20 protein-coding genes are annotated in these 19,652 nt (G+C 62.8%); 10 read left to right on the top strand and 10 right to left on the bottom strand.

Annotated elements, in window-relative coordinates:
• The first annotated feature begins 100 nt into the window (after positions 1 to 100).
• The 3 genes from B5T_RS21460 to B5T_RS21450 all read left to right on the top strand — a co-directional run bounded on the left by B5T_RS21460 (position 101) and on the right by B5T_RS21450 (position 3,763).
• On the top strand, positions 101 to 910 hold the full coding sequence (locus tag B5T_RS21460; protein ID WP_014996631.1) for a mechanosensitive ion channel family protein: 810 nt from the start codon (positions 101 to 103) through the stop codon (positions 908 to 910).
• 52 nt (positions 911 to 962) lie between these two features.
• Positions 963 to 1,580, top strand: a complete 618-nt coding sequence (locus B5T_RS21455; protein ID WP_014996630.1) for a glutathione S-transferase family protein — start codon at positions 963 to 965, stop codon at positions 1,578 to 1,580.
• Positions 1,581 to 1,876: 296 nt separating this feature from the next.
• Positions 1,877 to 3,763: a hypothetical protein gene (locus B5T_RS21450; RefSeq protein ID WP_081586972.1), complete on the top strand. Its 1,887-nt coding sequence runs from the start codon at positions 1,877 to 1,879 to the stop codon at positions 3,761 to 3,763.
• Positions 3,764 to 3,843: 80 nt separating this feature from the next.
• On the opposite strand, the gene B5T_RS21445 is transcribed toward B5T_RS21450, so the two are convergent.
• Entirely contained in the window at positions 3,844 to 4,185 is a 342-nt protein-coding gene (locus B5T_RS21445) for a DUF3301 domain-containing protein (protein WP_014996628.1), read from the bottom strand.
• 88 nt (positions 4,186 to 4,273) lie between these two features.
• On the opposite strand from B5T_RS21445, the gene B5T_RS21440 reads away from it, so the two are divergent.
• Positions 4,274 to 4,498, top strand: coding sequence for a hypothetical protein (locus B5T_RS21440; protein WP_014996627.1), 225 nt, complete (start codon positions 4,274 to 4,276; stop codon positions 4,496 to 4,498).
• A gap of 5 nt (positions 4,499 to 4,503) precedes the next feature.
• Here B5T_RS21440 and B5T_RS21435 read toward each other — a convergent pair whose 3' ends face one another.
• A complete protein-coding gene (locus B5T_RS21435) occupies positions 4,504 to 5,265 on the bottom strand; it encodes an ABC transporter permease (RefSeq protein WP_014996626.1) in 762 nt (253 codons plus the stop codon).
• Positions 5,262 to 6,221, bottom strand: a complete 960-nt coding sequence (locus B5T_RS21430) for an ABC transporter ATP-binding protein (RefSeq protein ID WP_014996625.1) — start codon at positions 6,219 to 6,221, stop codon at positions 5,262 to 5,264. The genes B5T_RS21435 and B5T_RS21430 overlap by 4 nt, the downstream gene beginning before the upstream one ends.
• 161 nt (positions 6,222 to 6,382) lie before the next feature.
• On the opposite strand from B5T_RS21430, the gene soxR reads away from it, so the two are divergent.
• Positions 6,383 to 6,844: a redox-sensitive transcriptional activator SoxR gene (gene soxR, locus B5T_RS21425; RefSeq protein WP_014996624.1), complete on the top strand. Its 462-nt coding sequence runs from the start codon at positions 6,383 to 6,385 to the stop codon at positions 6,842 to 6,844.
• Positions 6,845 to 6,851: 7 nt separating this feature from the next.
• Here the strand turns inward: soxR and B5T_RS21420 are convergent, their stop codons facing one another.
• Positions 6,852 to 7,463: a hypothetical protein gene (locus B5T_RS21420; RefSeq protein WP_014996623.1), complete on the bottom strand. Its 612-nt coding sequence runs from the start codon at positions 7,461 to 7,463 to the stop codon at positions 6,852 to 6,854.
• Positions 7,453 to 9,171 carry a hypothetical protein gene (locus tag B5T_RS21415; protein WP_014996622.1) on the bottom strand — a complete coding sequence of 573 codons (1,719 nt, stop codon included), beginning with the start codon at positions 9,169 to 9,171 and terminating at the stop codon, positions 7,453 to 7,455. Before B5T_RS21415 ends, B5T_RS21420 begins: the two co-directional genes overlap by 11 nt.
• 189 nt (positions 9,172 to 9,360) lie before the next feature.
• Between B5T_RS21415 and B5T_RS21410 the strand changes: the two genes are divergently transcribed.
• The 4 genes from B5T_RS21410 to B5T_RS21395 all read left to right on the top strand — a co-directional run bounded on the left by B5T_RS21410 (position 9,361) and on the right by B5T_RS21395 (position 13,424).
• Complete coding sequence (locus B5T_RS21410; RefSeq protein WP_014996621.1) at positions 9,361 to 10,230, top strand: HAD family hydrolase; 870 nt, start codon at positions 9,361 to 9,363, stop codon at positions 10,228 to 10,230.
• Positions 10,231 to 10,358: 128 nt separating this feature from the next.
• On the top strand, positions 10,359 to 11,468 hold the full coding sequence (locus B5T_RS21405; protein ID WP_014996620.1) for a C4-dicarboxylate TRAP transporter substrate-binding protein: 1,110 nt from the start codon (positions 10,359 to 10,361) through the stop codon (positions 11,466 to 11,468).
• An 80-nt stretch (positions 11,469 to 11,548) separates the two neighbouring features.
• Positions 11,549 to 12,106, top strand: a complete 558-nt coding sequence (locus B5T_RS21400) for a TRAP transporter small permease subunit (RefSeq protein ID WP_014996619.1) — start codon at positions 11,549 to 11,551, stop codon at positions 12,104 to 12,106.
• A 10-nt stretch (positions 12,107 to 12,116) separates the two neighbouring features.
• The gene (locus B5T_RS21395; RefSeq protein ID WP_014996618.1) at positions 12,117 to 13,424 is read left to right on the top strand and encodes a TRAP transporter large permease; all 1,308 of its coding nucleotides are present in this window, start codon (positions 12,117 to 12,119) and stop codon (positions 13,422 to 13,424) included.
• A gap of 40 nt (positions 13,425 to 13,464) precedes the next feature.
• On the opposite strand, the gene B5T_RS21390 is transcribed toward B5T_RS21395, so the two are convergent.
• A complete protein-coding gene (locus B5T_RS21390; protein WP_014996617.1) occupies positions 13,465 to 14,385 on the bottom strand; it encodes a LysR substrate-binding domain-containing protein in 921 nt (306 codons plus the stop codon).
• A gap of 1 nt (position 14,386) precedes the next feature.
• Positions 14,387 to 15,139 (bottom strand): SDR family NAD(P)-dependent oxidoreductase, encoded by a 753-nt coding sequence (locus tag B5T_RS21385; RefSeq protein WP_014996616.1) that lies wholly within the window; start codon positions 15,137 to 15,139, stop codon positions 14,387 to 14,389.
• 214 nt (positions 15,140 to 15,353) lie between these two features.
• Here B5T_RS21385 and thpD point away from each other — a divergent pair, with 214 nt between their 5' ends.
• Positions 15,354 to 16,298 (top strand): ectoine hydroxylase, encoded by a 945-nt coding sequence (gene thpD, locus B5T_RS21380; protein ID WP_014996615.1) that lies wholly within the window; start codon positions 15,354 to 15,356, stop codon positions 16,296 to 16,298.
• Between the two features lie 19 nt (positions 16,299 to 16,317).
• On the opposite strand, the gene mmsB is transcribed toward thpD, so the two are convergent.
• From mmsB to B5T_RS21365, 3 genes are read right to left on the bottom strand one after another with little or no spacing between them, the layout of a single operon-like run.
• Positions 16,318 to 17,208 (bottom strand): 3-hydroxyisobutyrate dehydrogenase, encoded by an 891-nt coding sequence (gene mmsB / locus B5T_RS21375; RefSeq protein WP_014996614.1) that lies wholly within the window; start codon positions 17,206 to 17,208, stop codon positions 16,318 to 16,320.
• Positions 17,209 to 17,261: 53 nt separating this feature from the next.
• The gene (locus B5T_RS21370) at positions 17,262 to 18,392 is read right to left on the bottom strand and encodes an enoyl-CoA hydratase/isomerase family protein (RefSeq protein ID WP_014996613.1); all 1,131 of its coding nucleotides are present in this window, start codon (positions 18,390 to 18,392) and stop codon (positions 17,262 to 17,264) included.
• Between the two features lie 51 nt (positions 18,393 to 18,443).
• Entirely contained in the window at positions 18,444 to 19,595 is a 1,152-nt protein-coding gene (locus B5T_RS21365; protein WP_014996612.1) for an acyl-CoA dehydrogenase family protein, read from the bottom strand.
• Between the last annotated feature and the right edge of the window lie 57 nt (positions 19,596 to 19,652).

The raw sequence follows: 19,652 nt of genomic DNA, 5'->3' as shown, positions 1-19,652 counted from the left end.
AAACACCGGCCCGAAGGCTACCCATGAATGGGGATGTCGCCGAGGATACAGCCCTTTCATTCACGTAGAATCTCGGGCTTTCAGGAAAAGAGGTGGGTACATGGAACAGATCGAAACATTCATCAATGAAAACCTGATGCCATACGCCTGGAGTTTCGCCATGGCGGTGGTGATCTTCGTCATCGGTATCTGGGTGGCCAAGCGCATTGTCAACTGGAGTAAAGGCCTGCTTGGCAAGCGCCTGGATCCCACGGTGGCCAACTTCCTGGGTAACATCATCCACATTCTGCTGTTCATGTTCGTGGTGATCGCCGCGTTGGATCAGCTCGGAGTGGAAACCACCTCTCTGGTTGCCATCGTCGGTGCCGCCGGCCTGGCCGTGGGTCTGGCACTGAAGGACTCTCTGGGCAACTTCGCCGCGGGCGTCATGCTGATCATGTTCCGGCCTTTCCGTACCGGCCATTATGTGGAAGTCGCGGGCACCTCCGGCACCGTGAAGGAAGTACGCATCTTCGCCACTATCCTGCACACGCCGGACAATAAAGTGGTGACCGTGCCCAACGGCGCTATCCTGGCCACCGATATCACCAACTACAGCGAGATGCCCACCCGCCGTGTGGATATGGTGTTTGGCGTCAGTTACTCCGCCGATCTGAGCAAGGTGAAGCAGATTCTGCAGGAAGTGCTTGCCGAGGACGAACGGTGTCTGAAGGATCCGGCCCCGACCATCGTTGTGGGCGAGTTGGCGGACAGCTCCGTGAACTTCCTCTGCCGTCCGTGGGTGAAGAACGCGGATTACTGGGCGGTACTCTGGGATACCACCGAGAAGGTGAAACGCCGCTTTGATGAGGCCGGTATCGGCATTCCGTTCCCGCAAATGGACGTGCATCTGAACAAGCTGGACGGCTGATCATTGCTGAGCCGGTGCCCGGGCGGCACCGGCCCGTAACGGGAGAACCGTAATGAAAGTATGGGGCCGCGCGGATTCCACCAACGTGAAGAAAGTGCTCTGGTGCGCCGACGAACTGGGGCTCGATGTGGAGCATCAGCCGCTTGGTGGCCGCTACGGCGGGTTGGATGAGCCGGTGTATCGGGAAATGAATCCGAACGGCTTGATTCCCTGCCTGCAGGACGGTGACCTGGTGTTGTGGGAATCCAATGCCATCGTTCGTTATCTCGGCGCTCAGTACGGCGCGGGCCGGGTGTACGCCTCGGATCCGAAACGCCGGGCCGGCGCGGACAAATGGATGGATTGGGCCTCCACCACCCTGGTGGGTGCCTACAAGGACTGGTTCATCAACCGGGTGCGCAAGACTCCGGAGACCCGTGATTCGGCGGCCATGGAACGGGGACTGCGGGTTTTGCGCGAACAACTGGCGGTGGCGGACCTGGCTCTGGCCAGACAGCCCTACCTGTCCGGCGATGACTTTGGCATGGGCGATATCCCGCTGGGCTGCCTGAGCTATCCGTGGTTTGAACTGGATGATCAGCGCCCGGACCTGCCTCATCTGGAAGCCTGGTATCACCGTCTGGCTGAGCGCCCCGCTTATCGCCACCGGGTGATGATCGAGATCAGCTGACCCCTCTTCGGGTCCTGCTGGCCGTCCAGTCTTGTTACGCGGCTCTCTCGATTGATGAGACAAAAATCACAATTTGGTTACAACCGCTGACAACGGAAACCGCGGGGTTACCTGAGCACGTGCCGTTAACATGACGTAAATCACGTTCTACATTTTTTCATAGCCACCCTTTGTACATTCGTTCATTCGAGGTTCATCGGTTTTCAGGGGGACGGGGAGCTCAACCCTGGTCACTGAATGACCTGAATTTTTCGAACAATGGTTACTCAATGAGGGTGGAAGCGATGATTACGTCCATGGCAAGAGGCCTGCTACTGTGTTTGATGGTGGTCGCCCTGGCCGCCTGTGGTGGCAGTGGCGGTGGTGGTGGCGGCGGTACGCCGAACGATCCGAACAACCCGGGAAACCCGAATAACCCGGACAACCCCGATAACCCTGACGATCCGGATGACCCCGATAACCCGGACAATCCCGATGACCCGGATGATCCCGATAACCCCGACGAGCCGGACGAGCCGACTCCTGAAGAAGAAGCTGAGTTGTTGACGCTGATCGATAGCAACAACCACTTCACCGCTTCCGTATGTCCTGGCTCGCTGATCGACTCCAATCTGGGCGATGCGATTGATGTTCTGACTTGTCAGAATGAAGCGCTCGAAAACATTTCCCTGAGCAACGACAACCTGCTGGGTCTGTTGTGTGCCAACGCGGTAGCGGACACCGAATCCGGCCTGCTGGGAAGCGCCACCAATCCAGACTTCCTGCAAGCCTGTGTATTGGAAAGCGGTACTTACCTGAAGAACACCATCACCGGTTTGCTGGACGGTACCAGCCCGGTGACCCAGGCGCTGTGTCCGCAAAACTCACTGGACGCGGACGGCAACCCAGTGAGCTGTCTGGTTGAGGTGCTCAAGGATACGCCGAATACTCTCCAGGGCGTGGTCGGCCTGCTCGGTTGTGAAGACATGCTAAACCCGCAGACTTGTCTGACCGGCGTGGCCAACAACCTGGCTAGTGGCGAGCTGCTGCTGGGCACCGTGAACACCGTTTCCATGGCGTTGTGTCCGGTGGCGACCAACCCTTCTAACGCTGCTGACTTTGATCCGGCGGCCTGCCTGACGGAAGTGCTGGGTGCGGTAACCAACGTAGTTGGCCTGGGCGGCAACTGTGAGGACGGTGAGAACCAACTGACCTGCCTGCTGGATATCGGTGAAGGCCTGGGCCCGGTCGCCGACGCCGTGGGCGGTATTCCGGTTCTTGGCGATCTGCTGGGCGGTCTGCTGGAAGGTGGCTTGCCGCTTCCGGGCGACGGTTCCGATCCGCTCACCAGCCTGCTGGAAAACCTGGGCATGCTGGGTGAACTGACCGGCGAGATTCCGGTACTGGGCGATATCATTGGCGGCATCCTCGGTGGTGACATCGGTGGTGACGGCGGCCTGCCGCTGGATTTGGAAGGGCTGCTGGGTGGCCTGACCGGTGGCGATCTGGAAGCCGTGACCGGCCTGCTGGATCAAGTACCGGTGCTGGGCGACGTACTCGAGCAAGTACTGGGCGCGCTGACCTGCGAATCCGGTAATCCCCTGTCTTGCCTGGCCGGTGCCGGTGACCAGCTGTCCGGTCTGACCGGTCTGCTGGGTGAGATTCCGGTGCTGGGTGACGTACTCGACCCCCTCTTGGGCACCTTGCTCGGCTTGGCCGACGGTGGCCTGGGTGGCGGTGAAGGCAATCCGCTGGATATGCTCACCGGTGCTCTGGATCAAATCCCGGTACTGGGTGATCTGCTGAACCAACTGCTGGGTACTCTCGGCGGCGGCCTGCCCGGCGGTGATAGCGGCTTCGAGCCTGATCTGTCCTTGCTGGAGAACATTCCGGTGCTGGGCGATCTGCTGACCGGTCTGCTGGGCGGCGCGCTGGGCGGTGACCTTGATCTGGACGGCCTGCTTGGCGGTGTCCTCGACGGCCCGGTCGGTGATGGCGGTGCTCTGGTCCCGACCGTGGGCGACTTGCTGGAGCAAGTCCCGGCGCTGGGCGATCCGCTGGCCGGTTTGCTGGAAACCCTGGCCGGGGATAATGACAGCCTGCTGAAGCAGCTGTTGAGCCCGATTGCAGATGCCCTGCAGGACGTTCCTGTTCTCGGTGATCTGCTGGGCAGCCTGCTGGATTTGCTGTTCGGCTGGACCTGATCCCATCGGTTTGCAATGAAGGGTTTGCAACGAAGCGAAAAACGCCCCGGGAAGTGATTCCCGGGGCGTTTTTTTTGGGGTCAATGCAGGCGTTGGTCCTCGGGACTGAAGCGATGCGGCGGCAGGGTGATATTGAGCACCCTTGGTCCCAGCATCCGGGTCTCGCCCTGGTAACGTTCGCCGCCGGTGACGGTGAACTCGAAGCTGTAGCAGCGCAGCAGGCAAAGCCCTCGGCCCGGATCGCGACGTACCCGCACACGGCGCAGCGCCACGGTTTCGTCCAGCAACATCACGTCTTCTCTCTGGCAATGCCGGCGGGTGGCCAACAGGGCGCTTTCGCGAATCTTCTGGGCGCGCCAGAACAGGGCCGCGGCGATACACAGGGCGCTGAGCAAAAGCAGGTCCGTGAGTTGCAGATTCATGCTATGTCCGTCAGTTTGGTGATTACCCCGGTATTCACTCCGGGTAAAAGCGCGGCCAATGGCTTCCGGGAAGCCAAGCGAGGTACTCATGCTGGCCTGGTTGAAACGCTGGTTCCATCGCCCCCCGTCAGCGGCGCCGGAGGAAGGCTCCGGCGCCGCCCATGCCGGTGACGAGCCGGAGGATCTGCATCGCGGCCGTCACCGTCTGAAGGAACGGTACACCAGCCATTGGGATCTGGACTACCTCAGCCAGGAAGAGCTGGACGAGCTGCTGGGTGACGACAGCGACGAGGATCGCTCAACCCGCCGCTGACATCGTCAGTTCTTCAGGCGATAACCGGTTTTGAAAATCCAGTGGATCCCCCCCACGCACAGCACCATGAACAACACGGTCATGCCCAGACTGATGCCGACATTGACGTCGGCAACGCCATAAAAGCTCCAGCGGAAGCCGCTGATCAGATACACCACCGGATTAAACAGCGTTATCGTTTGCCACACCGGCGGCAGCATGTTCACCGAATAGAAAGTGCCGCCAAGAAAAGTCAGTGGCGTGACGATCATCATCGGAATGATCTGCAGCTTCTCGAAGCCATCCGCCCAGACTCCGATGATGAAGCCGAACAGACTGAACGTCACCGCGGTGAGTACCAGAAACGTCACCATCCACACCGGATGGGCGATATGGAAGTCCACGAACAGCCGCGCGGTTGCGAGGATCAGCAGGCCGAGAATGATCGACTTGCTGGCGGCGGCGCCGACGTAACCGGTGACGATTTCCACATAGGACACCGGCGCCGACAGGACTTCGTAGATAGTGCCCGAGAAACGTGGCATGTAAATGCCGAACGAGGCGTTGGAAATGCTCTCGTTGAGCAGCATCAGCATGATCAGCCCGGGAATGATGAACGCGCCGTAGCTGATACCGTCGATCTCCACCATGCGGGAACCAATGGCGGAACCGAATACGACGAAGTACAGCGACGTGGAAATCACCGGCGAGGCGATGCTTTGCAGCAGCGTGCGCCAGGTGCGGGCCAGCTCGAACAGGTAGATGGCGCGAATGGCATGGAGATTCATGCGGACTCCCTCCCGGCCGTGGTTTCAGCATTGCGGGACTCATGGACCAAGTGCACGAAGATATCCTCCAGAGAGCTTTCCCGGGTGCGCAGATCGCGGAATTCGATGCCGTTGTCCTCCAACTGACGCAACAACGGCGCGATACCGCTTTGCTCGTCGCGGGCATCGAAGGTGAAGGTGATCTCCAGACCGTCCTCGGACAGCGTCAGTGGCAGGGCCGATAAAGCGTCAGGGATTCGCGTCAACGGCGTCGCCAGTTGCACATGCAGTTCGCGCTTGCCCAGTTTCTGCATCAGCGCGTTTTTCTCGTCCACCAGCACCAGCTTGCCATGGTTGATCACGCCGATACGGTCGGCCAGTTCCTCGGCTTCCTGAATATAGTGGGTGGTCAGAATGATGGTGACGCCGCGCTCGCGCAGTTGTTCCACCAGTTGCCACATATCCCGGCGCAGCTCCACGTCGACGCCGGCGGTGGGTTCGTCCAGGAACAGGATCTCCGGTTCGTGGGACAGCGCCTTGGCGATCATCACCCGCCGCTTCATGCCGCCGGACAACGCCATGATTTTGTCATTGCGTTTGTCCCACAAGGACAGGTCTTTGAGTATCCGTTCAATGTGGGCCGGATTGCGTGGCTTGCCAAACAGCCCGCGGCTGAAGGTCACCGTTGCCCACACCGTCTCGAAGGCGTCGGTGGTGAGCTCCTGTGGCACCAGGCCGATCTTGCTTCGCGCCGCCCGGTATTGCTGCTGGATGTCGAAGCCGCCGGCCAGCACGGTGCCGGCGGTGGGGCGAACGATGCCGCAGATGATGCTGATCAGGGTGGTCTTGCCGGCACCGTTGGGGCCAAGCAGGGCGAAGATTTCGCCTTTACGGATGTCCAGGTCGAGTTGTTTCAGCGCCTGGAAACCCGAGTCGTAGGTCTTGTTGAGATTTCTGACCGAGATAACCGTATCCACGGGGGCTCCTTGTGATGCTGCTTTGCTTCTGGTCGAACAGGCTTTAATTAAATCGACGGTCCGGTGATGCCGGGAACGAGAAACGACGATACCACCAAGGTATTGCGAATTCAGGAAGAAAACGCTAAAACCTAAAGCATTGTTAAGGTCAAGGGTGAATCATGGAAAGGCTGAATGCGGAGAATCTGGGCAAGGCGCTCACCGTGGGCCAGGTGGCCGAACGCACTGGCCTGGCGGTATCCGCCATTCATTTTTACGAAGCCAAGGGGTTGATCCAGAGCCGCCGCAGCAGCGGCAATCAGCGGCGCTATACTCGCGACGTGCTGCGGCGGCTGGCGGTGATCAAGATTGCCCAGCGTACCGGCATTCCGCTGGCGGAAATCGCCGAGGCGTTGGCCACCTTACCGGAGGAGCGTACCCCCAATGCCAAGGACTGGGGGCGCCTGTCGGCCCAGTGGCGTGAGGATCTGGACAAGCGCATCGAACGGCTGACCCTGTTGCGGGATCAACTCAGTGGCTGCATCGGCTGCGGCTGCCTGTCCCTGTCCGCCTGTCCGTTGCGTAACCCCATGGACGAACTGGCGGAAGAAGGCAGCGGTGCCCGTCTGGTGGATCCCGACTGAACCGGGCTCACCGTTCCCGGCATCGGCTCTCCAGAATGCGCTGCTGGTTCTCCTTGTCGAGAATCGGGAACAGACTCCGGCTGACCCGGATCGCGCCGACTTTCCAGGTGCGATCCGTCAGACAGACAAAGTGGCGGTTGTCTCTATGGCCCTCCCCATACAGCGTGCTCTCCTCATGGTTCTCGCCGTAGCGGAACAGCGGCGTGCGGTGGCCGGTGAACAGAACCATGGTGCGGTCTCCGGGGCCATGGTAGTAGCGCACCTGGAAGTCCACGGCCGGCGGTGCCAGCAGTAACAGCAGCGCGGAAAAGACCAGGGTCGCCGTGATGGTGAAGATCAGCCCGGGCCTCCGTCCGCGCAGTTGGCGAATAAACAAAAGCGCGGTGACGATGGTGGAGGCCGCCGTCAGCAGCCCCAGTAGCCAGGGCAGGCCCCAGATCTGGGCGCCGGCGGCGCTGATGTCATCACCTATGGTCCGGTAGCCCGGGGCCAGATAGTCCCAATCCAGCAACAGTGACAGCAAAGTCAGGGCGGTCCAGCCCAACGTCGCCACAATGGCGAGAATCAGCCCCGCTGCCGGACGATACAGAGGCGATTCGACGGTACGCTCATTGCTCATGGCGGCACTCCAGTCGTTCGCTGTGAGTGTAGGTGCCCTCGGGCAGCACCACCTTGCAGGGCAGCTCCGCCTGCTCCAGGAACTGGTTTCGCTCCCGGGTTTGACGCTCGAAGCCGCCAGGCGGCAGCATCAGGCCCAATGAGCAGACGTCCTCCGGCGGGCCGGCCATGTCCAGGCGGATCGGTTCGCCGCGCCACTGCCGGGCCAGGTCGTAGAGCGTCTCCAGGGCACTGTCGTGGCCCACCATCCAGGGCATCACATACAACGCCTGGCACAGGGCGTTGGTGTCCCGCCGCGTCTCCAGCACCGCGGTGAACATGGGCACGATCGGCGGCAGGGGCAGGGTCTTCTTGCTGAACTCGAATTGCTGATAGACCCGTCGTGCCGCCTTGCCGTCAGGAGCGTAGCGCTCCTCCCGGGACAGCTTGTCCAACTCGGCGCCCAGCATTTTCTGCTGCTGATTGAACACCCTGGCACCGGTGGCCCGGCGCAGTAGCGTGATCACGTGCTCGGAAGGTTCCGGATCGGTATAGAAGCGGGCCAGCGCCACGCAATCCCGCGGGTTCTTCGCCTGGCTGGGCAGATTGGGCAGGTTGACGCTGACGATGCGCCGGGAGACATCGGAGGCGCCTTTTGGCGTCGTGGCCCAGAGCCGGGACAGAAACAACTGCAGCACGCCGCTGTCCGCGGGCACCGCGAGCCCTTGCTCCTTGAGAAAACGGGCGTAGTCCGCGTCGCAGTAGAGATTGGCCGCGGTGTAGTCGAATCTCCGGTAGCCGCCGGTCTCGCGCAAGTGGGAGACGGACATCGGATCATCCCGGCGCCAGCCAAAACCAGTGTCCTCACGCTGCGCCTCCACCGGTACCAGATCGGTCAGATCCAGTTTGAACAGGGCATAGCGTTGATACCAGCGGGCGTCGTCCGGCTTCAGCCAGCCCTGGATGTGTGGCCGGCTGCCGAGCGCCAGAGCGATGTCCAGCAGGGTGAGCGGCGCCGGAGACGCCGGATCGGTGTGCAGTAGTTTCGCCAACTCCCCGCGCAGTGGCTCGCCCACATCGGTCAGTTGCAGCGCGAGCCGGCCTTTCTCGGCGTGATGTTGATCAAGCAAGGCTCTGGCCCGGTCGGCATCGCCCTGCACCAGAGCGCCTTCCAGCCCATCCAGTTGCGCCACCAGCTGGCGGCGGAAGCGCAGGCATTCCTCCATCCCTCCGGTGCGCGACTCAGTCAGGGCCTCCGGCGTCTGCCAGCGATAACGTTGCTGGAATCGAAACAGGCCCCGGGCTTCCACCCGTTCATCAATGCAGGCCGTGGGTCCGGAAGCAGGCTCGTTGAAGTTCACCAGTTCGGTGGTCATGGACTGACGCTGCCAGCCGTCACTCACCAGTTCCGGCAGAGAGCGGAGCGACACGGTGATCCCTTCGCCGCCCCAGTCCAGTTGCACCAGCCTCATTGGCGAGGCGGCCAACATCAGTACGGCGATCCCGGCCAGTATCAGCAGCGGGCCGCGCGGACGCCGGCGCAATAGCAGCGTCAACGCCAGAATCAGGAGCAGGACGGCAAAAAAGAGGTGAACGCCGGCCTGGGCGTAGCGGTCCAGAAAAAACGGGGAGGCGGTCCTGGCGATGGTCCAGGCCAGCCCGGTCAGGACAACGGCCACGATCAGACACAGCAAGGCGGCGATGCGGGGCCAGACGGGGTTGATGCGCATGCGGGCTCCTTTCCCTTCGCCCCGGTGGCGTAGAGACTTTGAACAGGCTCCAGGGGGGCGATGCGAATGGTATTGAATGATGGCGGTACTGGCCACCCGCCGCTGTCCCGGAATGGTAAAAAGGGCATGCTATGCTGCATGGCGATGTCGAGTACCTTACATTGCGTGAGAACGGGTGTTGGAGGGATCATGAGTATTCTGCAGCTTCCCCAGGCGGTGCCCACGGCGATACTGATGGATTGGCACGCCACCCTGGTGGATACCCATGACGCCATGTATCACGCCATCGACGATGTGTTGCCCCGTCTGCAAGCGCTGGGCTTGCGTGACCGGCTGCTGACCACCGAGCAGTCGAAGACGCTGGAAGACGCCCGTCTGGTCAAATACGTCCGTGACCACCACCGCCTGCACCCGAAAATCACCGCCCAGCGCAAAATCTCGCGCACCGATATCTTCGAAGTCCTGTTCGGCTCGGATCAGGACGCCAAAGCCCGTATCCATGCGGCTTTCGACGACTGCTACAAGAAGTACGTGGACGATGTCCATGCGCTGGAGCCGGATACCACCTCACAGCTGCGCCGGCTGCGGGAGCTGGGCATTCCCATGGGCATCATCAGCAATCGCAAAAGGGACTATCTGGAGCACGAGTTGAGCCGGCTGGAGGACGGGGCCTGGATCGAGCTGTTCGACGTGATCGTCTGTGGCGATGACGTGGCGCACCGAAAGCCCGCCCCGGATATGATCCTCGAAGCACAGCGGCGGCTTGGGCAGCAGCCGGGCCCCTCCTGCTGGTATCTGGGCGACAGCACCACCGACGTGATCGCGGGCAAGGAAGCCGGCGTCACCGCCGTGTTCTACAACGGCGCCCAATGGTCGCAGTCCTGGCTGGACAAGATCTTCCCCGGATCGCCGCGCCACCCGCATCGCCCGGATGCGGTGGTGGCCCGGTTCGGGGAGCTGGTGCGGCTGGTGCGTGACATGGTGGCCAACGGCAAACGGGTCCAGCGGGCGACGGACGCGGCCTTCACCCCTCCTGAAGGCAGACTTAGGGAAAACTGAATTGTCTCCATTGGCCTGGGCGGGCAGTGTGATAAATGGGCCGAGCCGACGGTGCGGCCCGGTGATGACAACAACAATCAACCGATTGGGGCCGTGGATGCGTACTTGGGCCCCTGGAGAAGTACACCATGACTTTGACGCCCCGTACGGCCGGTGTGGCCGCCTTTTGTCTGATGCTGTTCAGCGGTGCCGCCACCGCCACCAACCTGTCCTACTCTTCCCCGTTCCCGAGCAACCACACTACCGTGGCCAAGGGCATCGAACCGCTTGCCAAAGGCCTGGAAGAGGCGTCCGGCGGTGATCTCAAGCTGACCATCTATTCCGGTGGCGTGATGGCCAAAGGGCCGGCGACCCTGTCCACGATCCAGCGCGGCATCGTCGACTCCGGCCTGGTGGTTCCGGCCTGGGTGACCAGCCAGATTCCCGCCACCGACACCATCGCCTCGCTGATGCTGGCGGTCAGCGATGCCCGTGTGGCCGCCGCCGCCGCCAACGAGTACTACCTGCTCAAATGCCCCGAGTGCATGCAGGAGCACCTGAAACACAACGCCCGGCCGCTGGCGTTTTACGGCTCCGCGCCCTATCACTTCGAATGCCGCCAGGAGCTCGACAGCCTGGACGATCTGGCCGGCAAGCGGGTGCGGGCCACCAGTACGCCGCTGGTGAACTGGGTGGAGCAGTTCGGCGCCACCATCGTCGCGGTCCCCACCGAGGACATCTATCAGGCGCTGCAACGCGGTCAGGCGGACTGTAACGTCGGCCCGCTGGCGTACATGCACACCCTGAATCTGAAGGAAGTGGTGAAGTGGGTCAGTGACATGCCGTTCGGTTCCTACTATGGCGCGTCCGTGCTGGAGGTGAACGACAAGACCTGGAAGAAACTGTCGGACGAGGAGCGCGCTCTGGTGTCCTCCCAGCTGGCGAAACTGGTCCGTGATGTCACGGAAGGGTACGAGGCGGATTCCGCCAAGGCTCGCTCCGATGGCGAGGCCAGCGGTGTGGTGTTCGCTGAGCCCAGTGCCGCCGAACGCAAAAAACTCGCCGACCATGTGGACGCTGAATTCAAACGGGTGCTGGCGCTGGCCAAAGAGCGCGGCGTCGGCGGCGACGATCCGGCCGCATTCCTGCAAGGTTTCCTCGACACGCTGAGCAAGTGGGAGAAGCGGGTAGCGGATATGGACGGTGACTACGACGCCTATCAGCAGGCACTGCAGGACGAAATTTTCTCCAAGTTGTAACCGACCCGAGCGGCGGGCGGCGCCATCCACTGGTGGCCGCCATGCCCTCCCTTTCAAGCCTCCCTGTTTAAGGAAATACCATGAAGGCTCTCGACCATCTGCTGATGCGGCTGGTGCAGGGGTTCGCCCTGGTCGCCGCCTGCGCCATGCTGGTGATGATGGGCCAGGTGACGTTGGATGTGCTGCTGCGCTGGCTCGCCAACCACCCCATCGACGGCACCCTGGAACTGGTCGCCAACTACTACATGGTGGCGCTGATTTTCCTGCCCCTGGGGCTGCTGACCTATACCCGTGATCACATCACCGTGGAACTGTTCACCCGGCACATGGGCGAACGCCCGCTGGCGGCGCTCGATCTGTTTGGCAACGTGGTGGCGTTGATTTACGTGGGCGTTTTGATCTGGATGGGAATCCTGGAAGCCTGGGACATGACCCTGATCGGCGAAACCTGGACCGCCGGTGTCGGCGAGATCGTGGTGTGGCCGGCCCGTTGGCTGGTGCCCGCTGGCGGCCTGTTGATGGCGGCACTGTTCCTGCTGCATGCGGTGGACGACCTGATCATGCTCGTCACCGGTCAGCGCTCACTGGAGCCCGTCAATCCGTTCTCCGCGTGGGACCAAGACGACACCGTGGCCTGAGGAATATGTCATGACCGATATGATGATCGGCCTGAGCGGCGTCGGCATCCTGCTCCTGCTCATGGCCTTGCGAGTGCCCATTGCGGTGTCCCTGGGCGTGGTATCCCTGGGGGGTATCGTGGTTTTGCGTGGTGTTGACCCGGCGCTGGGCATGCTGCGCGCCATGCCCTATGAATTCGGCGCCAGCTGGACGTTGTCGGCGGTGCCCATGTTCCTGTTGATGGGGGCTTTCGCTTACCACTCCGGCCTGACCCGGCTGCTCTACGACGCCGCCCGGCTCTGGCTGATGCGAGTGCCTGGCGGGCTCGCCCTGGCCACCAACTTCGGCTCCGCCGGTTTCGCCGCGGTATCCGGCTCTTCCATGGCCACCACCGCGTCCATGGGGCGGCTGGCCATTCCGGAGATGCTCCGCTACGGCTATGATCGGGGGCTCGCCACCGGCACCGTGGCCGCTTCGGGCACCCTGGGAGCGCTGATCCCGCCTTCGATCCTGTTCATTATCTACGGCTGGTACACCGAGCAGTCGATCAGCAAGTTGTTTCTGGCCGGTGTTATTCCCGGCCTGCTCACCGCCGTTTTCTTCGCCTCGATGATCGTGATCCGTTGCTGGCTTAATCCGAAACTGGCGCCGCAACGGCATGAGCAGGTCAGTTGGGCGGAACGCATGGCCAGTCTGCGCGCGGTGTGGCCCTTGCCGCTGCTGGTGCTGGGCGTGCTCGGCAGTATCTATGGCGGTGTCGCCAGTCCCACCGAAGCCGGCGCCCTGGGCGCCGCCATGACGCTGGCCATCGCGCTGCTGCAGCGGCGTCTGCCCTGGCGTGCGTTTTGCGCATCGCTGGCGGAAGCCCTGCGGACCACCGCCTCGATTTTCTTCATTGCCATCGGTGCGGTGATGCTGACCCGCTTCCTGGCCATGGCCGGCCTTTCCACCGGACTGGTGGAACTGGTGACGTCCATGGATATGACCGTGGCCTGGGCGTTGCTGGCACTGGTACTGGTTTACCTGGTACTGGGTATGTTCCTGGATCCGCTGGGGGTCATGCTGCTGACCCTGCCGGTGTTCCTGCCGGTCTTCAATGCCCTGAACATGGATCTGATCTGGATTGGCGTGCTGGTGGTAAAGCTGATTGAAGTCGGACTGCTGACGCCGCCGGTGGGCATGAACGTCTACGTGGTGAAGAGCGTGGTGGGCGACCAGGTGGCTCTGGGCACCGTGTTCAAAGGCCTGCTCTGGTTCCTGCTGTGTGAAGCGCTGTTGCTGCTGTTGCTGAGCAGTTTCCCGCAACTGGCGTTGTGGCTGCCGGGCCTGGTGAGCTGAGAGAAGAGGCCGTGGCAAACACAAACAGGAACGCTGGGCGTCAACTGGCCGGCCCCGGCGTCGCCAACAGATAATCCACCAATTCCCGGGCGAAGGTCGGCAGCGCTTCCAGTTCCCGCACGCAGATTTTCATCTCCCGTTCGGCCCAGGCGTCGGACAGCTCGATGACATGGATGTCCATGGACCGGGCCAGCCGGCGCGCCGCGGAGCGGGGCAGCAGACCGATGCCGGCATTCGCTTCCACCATGCGGCACAGCGCGTCGAAACTGGAAACCTGGACACGGATCTGGGTATCCAGGCCCAGCTCACTGGCCACCTGGGCCATGAAGGTGTGGATGGCACTGCCGGAGTGCAGGGACACGAAGTCGTGGCCCAGCGCTTCCTTGAACGCCAGTCGCGCCCGGCTGGCCAGAGGATGGTTCAGGGCGGTGGCCAGCACCAGCCGGTCGCCGTGGTAGGGGAGGGCCTGCAGGCCTTCGGTGGACACCGAACCGGCGACGATGCCGATGTCGGTGGCGCCGTCCAGTACCGCCTTGACGATGTCGTGGCTGAGCCGCTCCCGCAGATCCATATCCACCTGTGGATGGTCGGACAGGAACCGGCCCAGCGCGGCGGGCAGGAACTCAGTCATGGCGGTGGTGTTGGCGAACAGGCGGACCCGGCCCTTGACCCCCTGGCCGTACTCCGCCAGATCGCCGAGCAGACGCTCGCTTTGCTGCAGGATGCGCAGGGCGTTGCGCAGCATGGCCTGGCCGGCGGGGGTGAGTGTCACCCCCTGGCTGGCCCGGTTAAGCAGACGGGTACCGATGGCATCTTCCAGATTCTTGATGCGCATGCTCGCTGCCGCCAGTGACAGGCAGGAGCGCTCGGCGCCACGGGTCAGGCTGTTGGCTTCGGCGATATTGATGAACAGGCGCAGGTCCACCAGATCGAAGAACAGCCGCTGCGTGGAGTTGGCCATCTCAGCTCAGCAACTGGCCGCCGTCCACCGCCAGCGTCTGGCCGGTGATCCAGCGCGCCTGGGGGGAAGCCAGGAACAGCACCGGCTCGGCGATGTCGTCCGGTGCGCCAAAGCGGCCGAACGGGATGCCGGCCAGGATATTCTGATACAGCGTCGGGTTATCGCGGCGGGCGTCGTCCCAGACACCGCCGGGAAATTCCACCGATCCCGGTGCCACCGCGTTGACGCGGATACCGTCGCCGGCCAGCCGCAACGCCAGACTGCTGGTGTAGTGGCTCACCGCCGCCTTTACCGCGGCGTAGGGGGCGGTGCGAACGGAAGGATGGAATTGGGCGATGGAGGTCAGGTTGATGATCGCCGCCCGAGAGGATTCCCGCAGATACGGCAGGCTGGCGTGACAGGCGCGGACCGTGCCCATCAGGTCCACGTTCATGCTCATCCCCCAGCCGCTCTCGTCGTCGCCGCGCCCGAAGGCCGAAGCGCAGTTGACCAGCACGTCGAGCCCGCCAAGGGCTTGTGCCGCGTCACGGATATAGCCGTCGATAGCGGTTTTGTCGCCGAGGTCGCAGGAGGCCACGTGCAGCTCCCAACCCTTGGCGGCGGCGTCCTGGCGCAAGGCGTCCAGCGTCTGCGCGCCACGGGCGCAGACCGAGACCCGGGCGCCGGCCGCCGCGAACGCCAGGGCTATGGCGCGGCCGATGCCACGGCTGCCACCGGCCACCACCACGCGCGTGTCGTTGAAATCGAATCCCATGTTCCTCTCCCATTGATGCCGGCCAAACCGGGCCGAACAAGGGGTTACTGTACGCCGGGAGTCTTGAAATTTCTCCTATGGCCACCATCATGCCTCACCACGGAGTGTTCCGTTTCTGAATCTTTCTATCACTGACACAGGTAATTCAATTCCCAGGCAACAGGCGGATCGTGCCGCCGCGCTGGAACTGATCGCAAATCTCGGAGGTGATTTGATGTCAGCACCGACGCTATCACGTCAATCTTTACCGAGGTCTTTCCGGCCTGGAAACGACCCTTATCCCACCCGCCTCGCGCGGACTCCGGATCTTCCCTGGCTGCAGCGCCGTGAGGCGGTGGTCAAGGGCGATGCCGGACAGGGCCCGCTGTCCGCGGACCAACTGGCGCGGTTTGAACGTCAGGGGTTTCTGTTCGAACCCGGCTTTCTCGATGCCGACGAGGTGGCGGCGTTGCGGCGGGAAATGTCATCGCTGATGAAGACGCCGTCATTTCGCGGGCGCCCATTCACCATCACGGAGCCGGACAGCCGCGAAATTCGTTCTCTGTTCGCGGTGCATTTTCTGTCCCGGCGTTTCCGCCAACTGGCGCAGGATCCGCGTCTGATCGGGCGGGCCCGCCAGATTCTGGGCGGCGAACCCTATGTGCATCAGTCCCGGATCAACTACAAGCCTGGCTTCAAGGGCAAGGGGTTCAACTGGCATTCGGACTTCGAGACCTGGCACGCGGAGGATGGCATGCCGGCCATGCACGCGGTCAGCGCCTCCATCGTGCTCACCGACAATCACACGTTCAACGGCCCTCTGATGCTGATCCCGGGGTCGCACAAAGTATTCGTGTCCTGTCTTGGTGAAACCCCGGAAAATCATCATGAACAGTCATTGAAACGTCAGCAGATTGGCGTTCCCGGTGAGGCGGTGCTGGCGGAGTTGATCCGGCGGCATGGTATCGAGGCGCCCACCGGTGCCGCCGGTGGTCTGCTGCTGTTTGATTGCAACACGCTGCACGGCTCCAACGCCAATATGTCGCCGGACCCGCGCAGTAATGTGTTTTTCGTCTATAACCGCCGCGATAACCGCTGCCAGGCGCCGTTCGCCGCGCGCCGCCGGCGTCCGGAGTTCCTGGCCCACGACCCGGACCGGGAGTGGGCGCCGGACCTGTGACGGGGAAGAACGACCGCGCTTATTCGTCCCGGTGCTTGAAGAACCGCTGGATGCTGGAGAAATCCAGGCCGCCATTACCGGCGTTGGCGTGCAGCCCGTAAAGGCTTTTCGCCAGCGCGCCCATGGGCGTGGCGGACTTGCTCGCCAGCGCGGCTTCCAACGCCAGCCCCAGGTCCTTGTTCATCAGGTTGACGCCGAAGCCGCCCTGATAGTCGTTGCTGGAAGGCACGCCCTCCATGACCCCGGGCCAGGGGTTGTAGACTTCCAGGGACCAGTTGCGGCCGGAGCTGGCGAACATGATGTCCGACAGGACCTTGGGATCGAGGCCGTGATCGACGCCCAGTTGCAGGGCTTCGGCGGTGCCGATCATGTGGACCGCCAGAAGCATGTTGTTGCAGATTTTCGCCACTTGCCCGGCACCGTTGTCGCCGGCGCGGAAAATCTTGCTGCCCATGCACTCGAGCACCGCGCGGGCGCGCTCCACCGCATCCTCTGGACCGCCGCAGATGAACGTCAGGGTGCCGGCCTTGGCACCGCCGACGCCGCCGGATACCGGAGCGTCGATCATCACCCGGCCGCTGTCGGCGGCGGCGCCGGCCAGGTCGCGGGCGGTGGCGGCATCGATGGTGGAGCAGTCGATGATCAGACTGTCCTGGCCAATGGCACCGAGAATACCGTCGTCCCCCAGGTAGAGGCCCTTGGCGGCGGCGCCGGAGGGCAGCATGCTGATCACCACCTCGGCGTTCTCCACCGCCTGCTTCGGCGAGTCGGCGGCGCTGGCGCCGGCGTTCACCGCTTCCTGCAGCAGGGCGGGCACCAGATCAAAGGCGAGCACCTCGTGACCGGCCTTGACCAGATTGGCGGCCATCGGGCCGCCCATGTGTCCGACACCAAAAAACGCGATTCTCATAATTATTCCTCCAGCTGCTGAAGCCGGCGCGGTGCCCGTTTTACCGGTCCTTTCTATAAGTCCGCTAACGGGTCGGGTACGCCGGGAAGTTGATAAAATTCCGCCAGGTATGCCGGTGTGATGTCGGCAACCGAGCGGTGTTTGAAACGGGGTTGGCCGTCCTTGTCGATCAAAAGGGCGCGCACGCCCTCCTGGAAATCGCCGTGCAGCGCGCACTGCACCGCCACGCGCCATTCCATGCGGAACACATCGGCCAGCGTCATGTCGGCGCCACGGTGCCAGTTTTCCCATACCAGGGCGGCGGTTTGCGGGCAGCCTCTGGCGAGTGTGGCCGCGGCCTTGCTCAACCAGCGGTCGTCGCTGTCGAGGGTGGTGATGGCCTGTACCACCGTGGCCAGATCATCGCCTTGGCAGAGCCGGTCGATCTCGCCACGATGTTCGGTTACCGGGCTTTGCGGCAGGGCGTCGGCGGCCAGGCCGAAGCCGGCCAGCACATCGCTGACCTGGCTGTCGTGGCGCTGTGCGTCATTGTCCCAATTCAATTCGTTGAGTGCGCTCATCACCGCCGCCTTGCTCTCGTGGGCGATGGCCACGTCACCCAGCCCGATGGCGAGGCCGTCGCTGACGTTGATGTTGGCGCCGGTCAGTCCCAGGAACAGGCCGACCTTGCCGGGCATGCGGCTGAGGAAGTAGCTGCCGCCCACGTCCGGAAACAGACCGATGGTGATTTCCGGCATGGCGATGCGCGCGGTTTCGGTGAGCACTTTGTGCGAGGCGCCGGCCAGCAAGCCGAGCCCGCCGCCCATGATGATGCCATTGCCCCAGCAGATCAGCGGCTTGCCGAACGTATGCAGCCGATGATCCAACTGGTATTCGCGACCGAAGAACGCTTCCGCGTGCCGGTTCCGCTCGCCCTGCGGCGTGGCCACCATGCTTTCGTACAGGCGCACGATGTCGCCGCCGGCGCAGAATGCCTTGTCGCTGTTGGCGTCCAGCCAGACCGCCTGGATCGTGGCGTCGCCCTGCCAGGCGGACAGTTGCTCCTGCAGCAGATCGATCATTTCCAGGGACAGGGCGTTGAGGCTTTTCGGTGCGTTCAGGGTGGCGCGGCCGATACGGCCGTGACGGCCTTCCAGGACTTCGAATGTCACGGGGGCGGTGCTGTCGCTCACGGTGCTATCCATCAACAGGACTCTCCATCAATTGATTGCGTTGCGCGGCATTATCCCGGTCGCTCACAGGAACGCCAGGTCGCCCAGCACGCGACGGGCAATGATTACCCGCATGATTTCGTTGGTACCCTCCAGAATCTGATGCACGCGGGCATCGCGCAGGTACCGTTCCAGCGGGTATTCCTTGATATAGCCGTAGCCGCCATGCAACTGCAGAGCCTGGTTGCAAACGTCGAAACACAGGTCGGTGGCGAGCCGTTTGGCCATGGCGCAATACATGGACTTGTCGCTGTCGCCCTGGTCCAGCTTCCAGGCCGCCAGCCGCACCATTTGTTGTGCCGCGACCAGATGCGTGGCCATGTCGGCGAGGGTGAACTGGGTATTCTGGAACTGGCTCAGCGCCTGGCCGAACTGCTTGCGTTCCTGCACATAGGATTGGGCTTGATTGAGCGCGGCGGTGGCGGCACCCAGCGAGCAACTGGCGATGTTGATGCGGCCGCCGTCGAGACCGGCCATGGCGATCTTGAAGCCCTGGCCTTCCTCGCCGATGCGATAGCGCTCGGGAATGCGCGCGTCTTCCAGGATCACGGCCCGGGTGGGCTGGCTTTTCCAGCCCATCTTGTCTTCGTTGCGGCCGTAGCTGACGCCGGCGGTGTCCGCCGGAATGGCGAAGCAGGTAACACCACCAGCACCGCTGCCGCCGGTGCGTGCCATCAATACCAGCACGTCGGTGTCGCCGGCGCCGGAAATAAACGCCTTGGCGCCGTTGAGCACATAGTCGCCGCCGTCCCGTTTGGCACTGGTACTCAGGGCGGCGGCATCGGAACCGGCGTTGGGTTCGGTGAGGCAGTAGGAGGCCAGTTGTTCACCGCTCATCAGCCCCGCGGCCCACTGGTCGCGAAGCGTGTCGGAACCGAAGTTCGACAGCATCCAGGTGGCCATGTTGTGGATGGTGATGAAAGCCGTGGTGGAGGTACAGCCGGCCGCCATTTGCTCGAAGATCAAGGCGGCATCAAGCCGGCTCAGTCCCATGCCGCCGTGGTCGGGATCGCAATACAGCGCGCAGAAGCCGAGCTCTCCGGCCCGCTTGATGGTGTCCTTGGGAAAGGTGCTGTGTTCATCCCATTCGGCGGCGAAGGGCGCCAGTTCTTTTTCAGCGAACTGACGGGCGGTATCGCGGAACGCCTGTTGTTCTTCGTTGAGGGAGAAATCCACGGTATCGATCTCCGCTGTTCGCGGGCGGGCCCGCTCTCTTATGGCGATGCCAATGAG

The organism is Alloalcanivorax dieselolei B5 (assembly GCF_000300005.1).
Lineage (GTDB): Bacteria > Pseudomonadota > Gammaproteobacteria > Pseudomonadales > Alcanivoracaceae > Alloalcanivorax > Alloalcanivorax dieselolei.
Note: the sequence above shows the minus strand (reverse complement) of the source record. Positions and strands in the feature narration are given on the sequence as shown.

What these genes read in the sequence shown, in the direction of transcription:
- B5T_RS21460 (WP_014996631.1), top strand. Translation starts at nt 101, where the DNA reads ATGGAACAGATCGAAACATTCATCAATGAAAACCTGATGCCATACGCC.
- B5T_RS21455 (WP_014996630.1), top strand. Translation starts at nt 963, where the DNA reads ATGAAAGTATGGGGCCGCGCGGATTCCACCAACGTGAAGAAAGTGCTC.
- B5T_RS21450 (WP_081586972.1), top strand. Translation starts at nt 1,877, where the DNA reads ATGGCAAGAGGCCTGCTACTGTGTTTGATGGTGGTCGCCCTGGCCGCC.
- B5T_RS21445 (WP_014996628.1), bottom strand. Translation starts at nt 4,185, where the DNA reads ATGAATCTGCAACTCACGGACCTGCTTTTGCTCAGCGCCCTGTGTATC.
- B5T_RS21440 (WP_014996627.1), top strand. Translation starts at nt 4,274, where the DNA reads ATGCTGGCCTGGTTGAAACGCTGGTTCCATCGCCCCCCGTCAGCGGCG.
- B5T_RS21435 (WP_014996626.1), bottom strand. Translation starts at nt 5,265, where the DNA reads ATGAATCTCCATGCCATTCGCGCCATCTACCTGTTCGAGCTGGCCCGC.
- soxR (WP_014996624.1), top strand. Translation starts at nt 6,383, where the DNA reads ATGGAAAGGCTGAATGCGGAGAATCTGGGCAAGGCGCTCACCGTGGGC.
- B5T_RS21420 (WP_014996623.1), bottom strand. Translation starts at nt 7,463, where the DNA reads ATGAGCAATGAGCGTACCGTCGAATCGCCTCTGTATCGTCCGGCAGCG.
- B5T_RS21415 (WP_014996622.1), bottom strand. Translation starts at nt 9,171, where the DNA reads ATGCGCATCAACCCCGTCTGGCCCCGCATCGCCGCCTTGCTGTGTCTG.
- B5T_RS21410 (WP_014996621.1), top strand. Translation starts at nt 9,361, where the DNA reads ATGAGTATTCTGCAGCTTCCCCAGGCGGTGCCCACGGCGATACTGATG.
- B5T_RS21405 (WP_014996620.1), top strand. Translation starts at nt 10,359, where the DNA reads ATGACTTTGACGCCCCGTACGGCCGGTGTGGCCGCCTTTTGTCTGATG.
- B5T_RS21400 (WP_014996619.1), top strand. Translation starts at nt 11,549, where the DNA reads ATGAAGGCTCTCGACCATCTGCTGATGCGGCTGGTGCAGGGGTTCGCC.
- B5T_RS21395 (WP_014996618.1), top strand. Translation starts at nt 12,117, where the DNA reads ATGACCGATATGATGATCGGCCTGAGCGGCGTCGGCATCCTGCTCCTG.
- B5T_RS21390 (WP_014996617.1), bottom strand. Translation starts at nt 14,385, where the DNA reads ATGGCCAACTCCACGCAGCGGCTGTTCTTCGATCTGGTGGACCTGCGC.
- B5T_RS21385 (WP_014996616.1), bottom strand. Translation starts at nt 15,139, where the DNA reads ATGGGATTCGATTTCAACGACACGCGCGTGGTGGTGGCCGGTGGCAGC.
- thpD (WP_014996615.1), top strand. Translation starts at nt 15,354, where the DNA reads ATGTCAGCACCGACGCTATCACGTCAATCTTTACCGAGGTCTTTCCGG.
- mmsB (WP_014996614.1), bottom strand. Translation starts at nt 17,208, where the DNA reads ATGAGAATCGCGTTTTTTGGTGTCGGACACATGGGCGGCCCGATGGCC.
- B5T_RS21370 (WP_014996613.1), bottom strand. Translation starts at nt 18,392, where the DNA reads ATGGATAGCACCGTGAGCGACAGCACCGCCCCCGTGACATTCGAAGTC.